General features: G+C 41.0%; 12 protein-coding genes and 1 riboswitch. Of the genes, 3 read left to right on the forward strand and 9 right to left on the reverse strand.

The annotated features are described in order from the left end of the window. Positions 1–159: 159 nt before the first annotated feature. A riboswitch (purine riboswitch) is annotated at positions 160–261 on the reverse strand. Positions 262–324: 63 nt separating this feature from the next. Genes BLR93_RS13830 through BLR93_RS13840 form a run of 3 tightly spaced genes read right to left on the reverse strand, consistent with a single transcriptional unit; the run spans position 325 to position 4759 of the window. Continuing rightward, entirely contained in the window at positions 325–2532 is a 2208-nt protein-coding gene (locus BLR93_RS13830; RefSeq protein WP_093215717.1) for a DUF4129 domain-containing transglutaminase family protein, read from the reverse strand. Beyond that, entirely contained in the window at positions 2532–3797 is a 1266-nt protein-coding gene (locus BLR93_RS13835) for a DUF58 domain-containing protein (protein ID WP_093215720.1), read from the reverse strand. The genes BLR93_RS13830 and BLR93_RS13835 overlap by 1 nt, the downstream gene beginning before the upstream one ends. Continuing rightward, positions 3797–4759: an AAA family ATPase gene (locus tag BLR93_RS13840; protein ID WP_093215722.1), complete on the reverse strand. Its 963-nt coding sequence runs from the start codon at positions 4757–4759 to the stop codon at positions 3797–3799. Before BLR93_RS13840 ends, BLR93_RS13835 begins: the two co-directional genes overlap by 1 nt. 321 nt (positions 4760–5080) lie before the next feature. On the opposite strand from BLR93_RS13840, the gene BLR93_RS13845 reads away from it, so the two are divergent. Further along, positions 5081–5404, forward strand: coding sequence for a hypothetical protein (locus BLR93_RS13845; RefSeq protein ID WP_175559374.1), 324 nt, complete (start codon positions 5081–5083; stop codon positions 5402–5404). 259 nt (positions 5405–5663) lie between these two features. Beyond that, the gene (locus BLR93_RS13850) at positions 5664–6758 is read left to right on the forward strand and encodes a DUF2920 family protein (RefSeq protein WP_093215725.1); all 1095 of its coding nucleotides are present in this window, start codon (positions 5664–5666) and stop codon (positions 6756–6758) included. Positions 6759–6913: 155 nt separating this feature from the next. On the opposite strand, the gene BLR93_RS13855 is transcribed toward BLR93_RS13850, so the two are convergent. The 6 genes from BLR93_RS13855 to BLR93_RS13875 form a co-directional block, all read right to left on the reverse strand. Further along, positions 6914–7099 (reverse strand): hypothetical protein, encoded by a 186-nt coding sequence (locus BLR93_RS13855; protein WP_093215727.1) that lies wholly within the window; start codon positions 7097–7099, stop codon positions 6914–6916. 148 nt (positions 7100–7247) lie between these two features. Further along, positions 7248–8879, reverse strand: coding sequence for a peptide ABC transporter substrate-binding protein (locus BLR93_RS13860; RefSeq protein ID WP_425440951.1), 1632 nt, complete (start codon positions 8877–8879; stop codon positions 7248–7250). 320 nt (positions 8880–9199) lie between these two features. Beyond that, positions 9200–9361, reverse strand: a complete 162-nt coding sequence (locus BLR93_RS18125; protein WP_175559375.1) for a hypothetical protein — start codon at positions 9359–9361, stop codon at positions 9200–9202. 14 nt (positions 9362–9375) lie between these two features. Further along, on the reverse strand, positions 9376–10023 hold the full coding sequence (locus BLR93_RS13865; protein WP_139184429.1) for a hypothetical protein: 648 nt from the start codon (positions 10021–10023) through the stop codon (positions 9376–9378). A 94-nt stretch (positions 10024–10117) separates the two neighbouring features. Next, positions 10118–10468, reverse strand: a complete 351-nt coding sequence (locus BLR93_RS13870) for a PadR family transcriptional regulator (RefSeq protein ID WP_093215735.1) — start codon at positions 10466–10468, stop codon at positions 10118–10120. Between the two features lie 122 nt (positions 10469–10590). Then, the gene (locus BLR93_RS13875; protein WP_093215738.1) at positions 10591–11190 is read right to left on the reverse strand and encodes a short chain dehydrogenase; all 600 of its coding nucleotides are present in this window, start codon (positions 11188–11190) and stop codon (positions 10591–10593) included. Positions 11191–11348: 158 nt separating this feature from the next. Between BLR93_RS13875 and BLR93_RS13880 the strand changes: the two genes are divergently transcribed. Beyond that, positions 11349–12236: an SDR family oxidoreductase gene (locus BLR93_RS13880; protein WP_093215740.1), complete on the forward strand. Its 888-nt coding sequence runs from the start codon at positions 11349–11351 to the stop codon at positions 12234–12236. The last annotated feature ends 25 nt before the right edge of the window (positions 12237–12261 follow it).

A 12261-nucleotide genomic window follows, 5' to 3' on the forward strand; every position in this document is an offset into this window, starting at 1 on the left:
TGGACTGCTTTGCACCTGGCATCTTTTTTGTATGGAAAAAACTGAAAAATTGCTCCGTACCAGTATGGCTGAAGCTATTTACTAGTAAAACAATATATAAAAAAAGATTTCTGCCCTCCCAACGAAGGAAGGCAGAAATCCAGAAAATACACGTGCTTTCTGTTTGATTCCCACCTTCATAGTCAGAGCTTTTACGGCGCTCCGGTAGAGACTCTCGAACCTTATTATCGAGGATATATGAAGATTATTTACTAACTTTTCCAGCCCTGTGACATAAGGGCTCTGGCTGAATTGTTACTATTCTATCAGCGTAAAAATAGTAGGTCAAGACAATGCGCGTTTAATTAAGTTTTCCCACAATTCAGTAACCTTTCCCCATTGCGTGGAATCAATATCATTTCTATATAACATCCGCTCATACTGATGGGTCAGCCTGATCATATCCTGGGATTCAAATCGTTGGTCCACAACTTGAGCATATTCTCTCAGCGTCTGGCCTTCTTTCCGTTTAATCCCTTTATGGCTTAACACCTTCAATAGATAGAGATAGGCATCCTGATACGTTTTAGCGCTTTTGTTTTTATGGAATTTTTTCTTCATAATCACGGACAGCCAACGATAACGGGTAATAAACAACAGCCCTGCTGCTCCGGCAATTGTAGCTGCGACAGCCGCTGCCATCCAGCTCCATCCGCCGGAAGCATTGGCACTGCCACCAGAAGCACTGGCCGCTTCATCCTCTTCTTCACCGACTTCCTGTTGGTTCCCTGGGCGTTCCTCTTCTTCCGTGTCAGCGTCAGTATCCGTTTCTGTACTGCCTTCTGTTGTGTCTGCCTCCTGATAAAAATCGATAGGATTGCTAAAGCCCTGAGTCGGCTCAAATGGTACCCAGCCCACATCTGGAAAGTAAACTTCCACCCATGAATGGGCGTTAGAGTTGGTAACCTTATATACATTCATGCCCTCGGAGCCGCCCTCTGTCTGTGGTGACAGCTCCCCACCGGTAAAGCCTTTTACCCAACGGGCGGGTATATCGAGCGTCCGCAGCATGACCACCATTGAAGTCGAATAATTATCACAATACCCGGCTTTTGACTCGAACAGGAACTGGTCCACATAGTCCTGGTTTCGATCAGGAACCGCTACATCTTTTGTTTGGTAGACGAAGCCGTTTCGATTAAAATATTGCTCCACCGCTTTTACTTTATCATATCTGGTTTCCTCATCATCGACTACTTGGCTGGCGAGGTTGCCTACCCTTGACGGCAGGCTGTCCGGCAGCTGCAAGTACCTGTCAGCAATATCAGCAGGATCTTCTTCGCCAGCAGCCTCCAGCTGATCAATAGAAAACGACGGGCTGTCATAAGTGACCTGGTATTCGTCTACAATCCCCTGCTTTTCCGGTGCCTCGACAGCAATGGAACCGAAGGTATTATCAACCAAATAGTTGACATCTTCCTCGCCATCTACTTGGCTGATGCCATATGGGTACACAAGTTTAGAGAAAAAAGCATCCGATTCGAAGGTAACCAACCCTTTTCTCTTTTCGGTTTCTACCGTATTTTCAAATGTAGTTATTGATATGCCGCCGTTACTAGTCAAGCTATAATCAGGTTCGGCCGATTTTTCCCAGCCTTTGCCTGTATAAAGATCTTTTGTTTCAATTCTCCAGTAATGCTTTTCTTCTACAGAGGCTTGAAAGACAAGCGAATTATCCTGGACAAATGAACCTCCCAGCTGGGAATCATCTTCGCCATAACCAACTTTTTGAACGCCAGATCCACCCTCGCCTCCAAAACCTGCATTCTTCGAGGTACTAGTCAGATAAGGAACAGGATCCGGCCATTGCGGATCAAGCTTCGGGGCTGCAAATCCGACAATGCTGGAAAACAAAATAACTCCAATAAGCGGAAGAACCCAGGCCGAAACTCTTTTCAAGCCGGAGAAGGTTACCGATTCATTTCCCAGCTCCTTATAAAAATTGGAGATACCGAGGGCGATCAATGAAACGGCAAAGGCGCGTACGATTGCAACGTCCGCTTCATACGTCGTAAAAGTGTCCAAAACCGTCAGATAAGAGAAAGTCAGCAGCACAAATAGGAAAATACGCTTAGATATGACAAACCAGTAATACATTAAATAGCTCATCAACCATAATAAAATTAAAAATAAAAAGCTGCGGAATAAAGGCGTGATTTGCGTCCAGTATTGAGTAGAAATCATGTCTGCATTAAACTGGATATGCAAATAAACAAGATGAAACCAGCCTTTACTGAAGAATGTTTCTGTTATAAACAGGCCGTCCAAAATAAACAGCAGTCCGGCCAGTTTTAACAGCATCGACAGCCACCATCTAAGATTCAGCAGTGAAATAAAAAAGCAAAAACCTGCGTAAATAATAAAAACGGTAAGGCTTCCTGTGTCAGTCAACGTACCCAGCGGACGCAGCCATTCCCAAAATAATAAAAATCCGCACAGGTAAATGACGGTTCTTAACAACAACTGACGATTACCACCTTGAGTAAGTCGCATTAGCTGCTCACCTCTAATTTTTGCTGTAGTAACTTGTCCTCTGTTATTACATTCACGGAGACGCCGCCAGCTGATAATTGGTGAATCATTCGTTTATCTTCCTCCGTTAGTTTTGCAGATGATTTAATAACAAACACCATGACTTTCTTACTTTTTCGTTTCAAGCGCTCCAAAGGTTTGATTGTTTCCTTGCTGAAATTGTTCACAACGAGCATGGCCACTAGGCCTTGTGGAATGTTCCTGATTTCCTGTTCCAACTGTTTGGAAAAAGGACGGCTGCCACCAGGCTGTACTTTGGCCAAATAGTTCTGTTTTAACGCATTCTTGCCCGGATCCTCCTGGGAAGGAAAAAACACCCGCTCTTCCCCGAGTCCGATAAATGTCAGCTGGGAGGACTTGTTTTTCAGAAACTCAATTAAGGAGCCAGCCACCTCAATGCTTCCCTCAAAGGCAATCTGGCTTTGGCCTTGAAAACGGACAGCATCCAAAATCAAAACAATATTCGAACTCTTCTCTTGTTCAAATTCTTTCGTCATGACGGTATTTTTCTTAGCAGTCGTCTTCCAATCAATCCAGGAAAAACGGTCCCCCGGCATATACTCCCGGACTCCGGTAACGATGTTGGTATGTTTGGCGTTTATGTTATAGGATGCCGCCGACCCCTCTTCAAAGCTATTGACTTTTTCCCTAAAGGAAATTTCCCGTGCATATGGGAAAACCAGCAGACGGCTTGAAGTAGAATAAATGTGCTCCTTTTTTATAAAACCAAAAAAGTCGCCAGTCCGGATGCGGAATGCACCTAGCATATGTTCGCCGCGCGGTACATTCTCCAGGGTGTACTCATATTTCCATTTCCGCTTAAACCAGGGAAAGGACACGCGCTTCACTACCCGCTTTTCCTGTAATATGTCTGGCTGATCCATGTTCTGGAACTTCAGCCGATTTGTATCTTTTTTTTGCAGGGTTGCCGGAAAATATTCTTCGACTATACAATAATAAAGCGGGAAAGCGAACCGCCTGTTTATCTCAATTTCAACAGTGACATTGTCCGATGCCTGGACAATATGCTTTGAAATCCTGCGAGTGACAGCCCAGTTTGAAATGGGATAAACAAGCAATAAAAACATATAAACAATAATCGGAAGAAAGCTATAAAACAAAAACCAACTGACAAACCCGCCTTGAAACATAGCGTAGGAAAAAAACACAGCAAATAAAAGTACGACAAAGAAAAATTTGACACTTAAGGAAAGAGATCCTTTCATTAACTATATTCCTTTCGAACAGGGATGGAGGCCTTTTCCAACAATTCCTCCACCATTCCTTCGGCAGTCATTCCTTCGAATTTAGCTTCCGACGTCAAGATGATCCGATGGGCCAGTACAAAAGGCGCTAAATATTTGACGTCATCGGGCAGGACATAATCACGGTCATGAATGTATGCAAATGCCTTGGCTGCTTTCATCAAAGCAATCGAACCGCGGGGGCTGACCCCTAGGTAGGCTGCATGATGTGCCCTTGTTCCCGTGACGATGTCGATAATATACCGCTGCACATTTTGGTCCATGTAAACCTCTTTGACCTCTCTTTGGATAGCAATCAATTCCTGCTTGTTGATGACCGCTTCGACATCATGAATTGGATGGCCCTTAGAAGTTTTTTGCAGCATTTGCATTTCTTCCTGAGCAGTAGGGTAACCCATTTTAAGTTTTAATAGAAAACGGTCAAGCTGGGCTTCCGGTAAAGGATAAGTACCTTCATACTCGATAGGGTTCTGGGTAGCCATGACAAAAAAAGGCTGCTTAAGTTCTATGGTATTTCCATCAACGGTTACACTGTTTTCTTCCATGCCTTCCAGTAAAGCGGACTGAGTTTTCGGAGATGTCCGGTTAATTTCATCGGCGAGAACGATATTTCCGAGAATTGGTCCACCTCTAAATTCAAACTCCAATTCCTTTGGATTATATATAGAAACCCCGGTTACATCAGATGGCAATAAATCCGGAGTAAACTGAATTCTTTTAAAATCGCAATCTAGTGACTTTGCTAAAGTACGGACTAACATTGTCTTCCCTACTCCTGGTACATCTTCCAGGAGGACATGCCCCTCTGCCAATAAGGCTACAAGGCTCAATGTGGCTGGTTCGTCCTTTCCTACGATTACCTTGCGAATATTGTTTAAGACTTTACTAATCTTGGAGTTGTACAAAAAAGCTTGCTGGGTCATAGTGATACATACTCCTTCCTTTTTTTTATGTGCATATATTTTGATAGCTTCTGCACATAATTGCCTACTATAACTATACTACATCTGGGTAAGAGCCGTCCAAGCTGTAAAAGCAGCAAGTAGAGGAAATAGGAGAATCTTTCAGAATAGTAAGCCAGTAGGAAATGTTTTTCAAGCGGTTTTTCTTTCTTTTTGGGCGAACGAACCTTTATCAGTTACCTCAGCAACTGCGTGATAACAGCCTATTTGTCATTCGGATAAGCTCATTTTGGGTGTTTACACAATAGGATATTTTAACCCCAGAAAAGAAGGTGATTTATTTTGTTTAATGAAGAAGAAATGAGACAATTTCCGCCGTACAATTATCCAGGCGGTTCCAGTTTTCCATTTGGATACAACCAGCCGTTTTTTCCGGGTTGGGGCGGTGGCCCGGGAGGATACCAGCCAAACTATGGCTACCATCCATGGCCGCACCATCATGGACACCACCACGGACATCATCACGGGCATCACCATGGACATCATCACGGACACGGCTATCCAGGCTATCCTGGACATGGCGGCGGTTTCCCTGGACATGGACACTACGGCCCGTATGGCGGGCAGCAATTTGGCGGCGGATTTGATGACTACGACTACGATTGATAACCAGAAACTAAGTACCAGATCCCTTTGTGTAACACCCTGAATCCAAGCAGTGTTTGGCAGAGGAAATGGGTACTTACGGATAGATAAAAAAGCGCCCCCATGAGGGTGCTTTTTTAAAAATTTATGCTATTATAAGGACTGCTGTACTTAAGCAGTTTTAAGCTATAAATAAATCTTTTTCCATATATCGTTGGCTTTCATACTATTTTAATATAGGTAAATCAGAGCTTAGAAGTAAACATATTGGAGGACTATAATGGCAGATCAACATACAATTAACATACCGGCCCACCCTAACATTTATTTAAAGGAAAATGATTCTGAAAGAGAATTACAAATTGAATTTTCAACCCCTCAAAATGGAGTAACCGCTGATACTGGGCTGTTAATATTTGTTCCTGGTTTTGGTGCAAATATTAACTCAAAGGTTTACACAAAAATGAGAGAACAGTTCGCTGATGAATATAATCTAGTAACGATTCAATGTGATTATTTTGGAAGTAAATTCATGCAGGGAGTAGAAAGAATAAAAGCTCCAGACAGACAAGCCCTGAGAAATGTCTTTTCTCCAGAGGAAATAAAAAATATAAATCAAGACCCTTCCAAGTTATTGGTTTTACTGAAAGATAAAAGAAAAGTATTTTCCGTCCAGGCGGATTTGCAAGAAAACATAAAAGACTTTAACGATATGAGCCTAATGCAATCGATAGATATAATTACTGCCCTAGAGGCAGTGAAAATAGTACTTGAGGAAAACGGCATGCGTTATGACAATAGCAGGCTTATAGGTTATGGCCATTCACATGGGGCATATTTGCTTCACTTAAGTAACGTATTAGCTCCTCATTTGTTTTCGTTCCTTATAGATAACTCCGCATGGATGGAACCTGTATATTTGTCCAAAAATAGATACCTTTATCAAAAGGTGGGACAAGCGACCCTTTCGATTGAATTTGATTATTTAGCTAAAAAATTGGTCCAAAAAAAACATATAATCAATTTGAAAGAATTGTACACCACTTGTGCTGGTGGTGCTAAAGTTTTATCCTTTCAGGGAAATGACGATAATTTAATAAATCATATGGAGAAGGAGGCTTTCGTAGAGACACTAAATGGTTCTGAATTTATTCTTGTTACAGAAAAAGATGTCGATAACAAAAAGTACAGGTCAAATAATCATGGCTTAAATGCTGATTTTTTGGAATTGTTTTCTTTTGCTTTATGTTTCGAGCAGCCAAAACAGGAGAAAAAAGGAGTATTAGAAAAGCATAAACTATCATTAGCAAATTTATCTGTCCATGCAGATTTTACAACTGGTTTACCGAAGTTTGATGTGATATTTAGATCATAGCAAAAAAAGAGGACAGTTCTCATTTTAAGAGAACTATCCTCTTTTTGATTGTCCGCACACGGTTTGAAAGTTCGAAAACGGCCAAAAATAAGGCTGCCGAGACTTTCCCGGCAGCCGCAACACCCATGAAGGGTGCTGTTTATCTAAAGGGTTTACTAAAAAAGGTTCTGAGCTTCTGGCGAAGTTTTACCTTTACCTTGTCCTGTCATGCCTGCCATCATGGGCATGGATGACTGAATGGTTTTACCCAGCCCATTACCTTTTGTCATGCTGTAATAAGCCGCGGCACCGATACCCACTGATGCGATGATCGGGATCCACATACCTCTCTGCTTGTCCATGAACTGTTCACCCCCTAGATGGTCGTTCCTTGTTACTTTTCCTCATTGAAGCGAAATAGATACAAGGAATTAACAGGGCAAAACAGCCATTTATTGGAGAGGCTTTTTCCGATACAATACACCGTATGGGATAAGCTATGAACGACTTTTACTGTACCACGTCTGCCCACTTATAGTTATCTGCGCTTACCTGGTACTTTATTAAGTCTTTGACGTAATCTTTTTGTAAATAGGCACTGCCGCTTTGATATAACGGCACGAGCACAGCGCTGTCTTTAATCAGCATTCGTTCAGCTTTTAACAAAGCATCCCAGCGCTCCTGCGGCTTATCTGCCAAATTCGACTTCGCACCAAGCACCAGCTTATCATACTGTTCATCCGAATAACCGGTATGATTTCCCGGGCTGTCTGTGATGAACAAATTTAAGTAAGTCAGCGGATCCTGATAATCTCCATTCCAGCCCGTCAAAATCATTTCATATTCCTGATTGACGTTGGCAGAAATACTGGCCTTTGGCGGCACACTGTTTACATTGATCGTCAGGCCGGAAAGATTTGATTCGAGCTGATATTTAAGGTTTTCGGCAAATTGTTTGGAAGTACTCGAATCCGAAGTAGTTAGGGTGAATTCCAGCTCCTCCTTGCCAAGTTCCTCCAGCCCTTGTTCCCAATACTGCTTGGCTTCCTCTACGTCATAGTGGACAAGATCGCCATTTTCAGCACGGAAGTCTTCTCCTGTTTCCGGATTTTCAGCCAAGTCCTTTGGCACGTTCCCGTTCGCTACAATCGAACCGTTATTAAGAATGGTATCGACCATCTCCTGTTTATCGATTGCCATATTCATCGCTTTGCGGATGTTCAAATTGGCTAAATCAGTTGTTTCTCCATCCTTGCCCTGGTTCATTTTCAAGTAAGACGTCGCACCAGTCAGAAATGTATGATAGTTATCACTTTCTTTATATTCATTGACATAATCGCCCGTCAATTCAATACGGTCCAATTCGTCTTTTTTATAAAGATTGACAGCGGTGGACGTATCCTTGACGACATTCATCTCTATCTTATCCATGTTAACTGCTTGTTTATCCCAATATTGCTGATTCTTTTCAAATGTCCAGGAGGAATCTGTCCCGCTCCAATCCTCTAACACAAAAGGACCATTAAATAGGATATGCTCGCTGTCTCTGGCATATTCGTCGCCTTGTTCCTCGACAAACTCTTCTGGCTGCGGAAAGAAAATCGCTGTTGTCAGCAATTCTTTGAAAAAGGGCACCGGATTTTCCAGTGTTACTTTCAGCGTACGTTCATCCAATGCTTCCACACCGAGCTCATCGACTGGCTTGTCACCTACCAGAATTTCGGATGCATTCGCAACAATTTCCTCAAACTGCGGTCCATAGGCAGCTGCTGTATCCGGGTTGACAGCCTTTTTCCATGCATACTCAAAATCTCCGGCAGTAACCGGTGAGCCGTCTGACCATTTAGCATCGTCACGAATGGTGAATGTATAGACTTTGTTATCTTCACTTACCTCAGGCTCTTCGGCAGCAAGGGCAAGCTGTGGTTTTCCCTCTTTATCCAATCGGTATAACCCTTCAAACACCTGGTTGATCATATCAAAGCTAAAATCATTATCTGCCATCGTCGGATTCAGGCCCGGTATCTCTCCGGGAGCACTCAGCTGTATTACTTTTTCCTTATTTTCTGAATTTCCATTTTCTGTTGATCCGCTGTTTTCGCTGTTACTGCAGGCAGCCAGCAATAATGCCAGCAAGATCATCGGCAAAAATACTCTTTTCTCTCCCAATTATTTCTCCCCCTATTCTTGTTGCAGCAATGTTTTCCATTATAAAGAGAGAAGACAGAAAAATTCAACTTTGGCGGGTTGAAAGGTAATATAAAAAATTTCTTGCTTGTAGCTAATCACAAATGATTAATCTGAGGTTCTGGCTATCCTTCACACCGTAAATTCTTCTCCCAAATTTACAAAAACCAAGATACTCATAGAAATATCATTCTATAAGCATCTTGGGGTCATCCTTATTATATCGGTATCAAGCCTGTGTTAAGCTGTTTCTCAGATAAAAAGTTCATACTTCCTCAAAGGTCCTTCCAGATAATTAAAATTTTATTTGAAGAAGAACTTATTTTAATGTCGATAACTTCCGTTCCAGCATTTGATTTTAGCCATTTATTAGCCTCTTGTACATCGTCAAATAATTCTAATTGTATTGCTTCAGCGAATGTATTCAATAAGTTCATTTTTCCACTCTCCTTTAAACTTTTTTGTAAGAGAAAACTTTATTTAAAAAACCATTACCTTTAATCAGAATATTCCACGTGATGAAACTTATAATAAAGGTGAAAACGAGTGACAATATCGGCGGCACTTGATAGACGAATTTCTCCAAATCGATTAACTTCTCAATAGAAATTGTTATTAATGAACTTAAAACGATTAAACAGAATACCGGGAGAAAGAATAAACGCTTATTTTTATATACTCTCTTTTTTATTAACCATCTGGAAAATAAAACTAACCCGAAGCAAAGGACAGGAAAAAGAATGAAGTCAAGCAAAGATATGGAAAAGCTGCCCGTCATTGTTTTATTCATAAAAAGAATACAAATGGAAACAATAAAGATATACACAAATAGTTTCATTGTTTGTTTGAACGAATTATTAGGCAATTCCCTTACAAGCTCATCGCAATATTCTTTTGGATTTCTTCCTATCACATCGATTAATAGTCGGTCCTTTTTCTGCGCCTCTAAAGCATGAAGGTAAATCTCCTGTAACAGTTCATCTGCTCTATTTGAATCAACCCTGCTATTTCGTATGTACATATCTAATTGATCATAGGTTTTTTGATTTGCTTCATTTAATTCGTTTTTATATCTGTTTTTAAGATAATACACACTCAAATTTTCACCTTCTATAATTTAACTTATGAATATGCACTGATTAGACCATAATCCTTTATATAGTTGGATGCGCCTTCATAAGTTAGAACAATCATTAAGAAATGGTTTCATTTTTGTAATCATCATCTTTTGTATAAATACTTTTTTTAACAGCCTTATTAACAGAATCCCAAAAGTGCTTAAATTCTAATAAAGATTGCTCGCCCTTTTCTGTTAAAGAATAGTACTTTCTATTTGGACCATCTGAAGAAGGCCTCATTTCTCCCTTTATTAATTCTTTTTTTTCCATTCTTAGCAGCAAGGGATAGATACTCCCGTCGCCAATTAAAAAACCGTTTTGTTTTAATTTATCAAGCAATTTATAACCATATGTTTCTTTTTCTGATATTATCCCTAAAATAGCTCCCTCTAACACGCCTTTAAGTAATTGGGTTTTCTCAATCAATTCTCCATCTCCAAACGATTAAAAATCCACTAACTTGTTATGTAAGCTAGTGGATTGATAATAACACGATTGATTTAAAACATCAACGTTTTTCTTTTCCCTAATACCTAAGTGAATGAATGTTAATAAACCTGATAAACTTGACCTGTCTGGGCGCCTTCAACACTTTTAACATATGCGTTCGCAACTTTGGCAGCTGGTACTGGATTAAAGCCTTTAAAAAACTCTCCATATTTGCCTAAAGATTCTTCCAGGACGGTGGGACTTACAGTATTAATCCGTATATTGCGTTTCAGTTCAATCGCTGCGGATTTGACAAAACTGGCAACCGCACCATTTGCCATAGCTGCTGAACTTCCTCTTAAAATAGGATCATCCATCATGATTCCAGTCGTTAGTGTGAAGCTTCCACCCTCATTAATATATTTTTGTCCAATCAATACTAGATTCACTTGACCCTTCAGCTTACTATCAATCGCTATTTCATTTAGTTCCGGCGTAAGTTCACTTAAATGCCCAAAGTGGGATGCTCCTGTTGTGCTTATCACAGCATCCATATTAGATAGATCTTTATACATTTGCTCTATACTATCAGATGATGTAATGTCTACTTTATAATCTCCCGTTGATTTACTAGCGATTATAACTTCATGATTCGTTTTTAACTTATCAGCCACCGATTTTCCTATAGTTCCAGTACCGCCTATTAACAAAACCTTCATACTATCACTCCTATTATAAAATCATAATATGGCCTATGTTACTTTATTTGTTAATCTATTTCGAGGAAATACAGAGAAATTCTTAGATGTTTAGTCTTGCAAATAACGAGGTAGACAAATACATGTCCTTACAAGATTACAGGAAAGGATGTGTCATCATGCCAAAAAATCCATTAGAAAAATATTACAACAAAGATTTTCCCAAACAATATCAAAACCCGCCAGGAATCCAAAAAGAAATGGATCCTGTTCCGGATTGTGGAGAAAAAAGCTATGAAGGTTCCGGCCAACTGAAAGGTAGAAAAGCCCTGATTACCGGGGGCGATTCAGGTATCGGCCGCGCTGCCGCGATTGCGTATGCACGGGAGGGAGCCGACGTTGCCATTAACTATCTTCCCGTCGAAGAACCAGATGCCCTGGAAGTGAAAGAGTTAATCGAACAAGAAGGGCAAAAGGCAGTCCTGCTGCCTGGAGATTTACGCGAAGAAGAATTTTGCCGATCATTGGTACAAGATGCGGTTAAGAAGCTGGACGGGCTCGATACATTAGTACTTGTTGCCGGTGAACAACAGGCAGTAGAAGATATCGCAGACCTTACAACAGAACAAATCGTATCTACTTTCCAGACAAATGTATTTTCCATGTACTGGATGGTTCAAGAAGCGCTTCCTCATATGCCTGAAGGAAGTTCCATTATCACCACCTCTTCCGTAGAGGGCTATAATCCTTCACCGCTGTTATTGGATTATGCAGCGACGAAAAGTGCGATTATCGGTTTTACAAAATCACTGTCCAAGCAGTTGTCCTCAAAAGGGATACGGGTGAATTCCGTGGCGCCTGGACCATTTTGGTCTGCCCTGCAAATTTCCGGCGGCCAGCCGCAGGAAAACATTCCGAAGTTCGGAAAGGAAACACCAGAAACACCGATGCAGCGCGCAGGCCAGCCTGTTGAGCTGAGCGGAATTTACGTTTTCCTGGCATCTGAACAAGCCAGCTATGTAACAGGTCATGTCTACAGTGCAACCGGAGGATTAAATGCAAATTAACTCTTAACTTAAACTTGTCAAAAAA

The organism is Sediminibacillus albus, from assembly GCF_900101125.1.
Lineage (GTDB): Bacteria > Bacillota > Bacilli > Bacillales > Amphibacillaceae > Sediminibacillus > Sediminibacillus albus.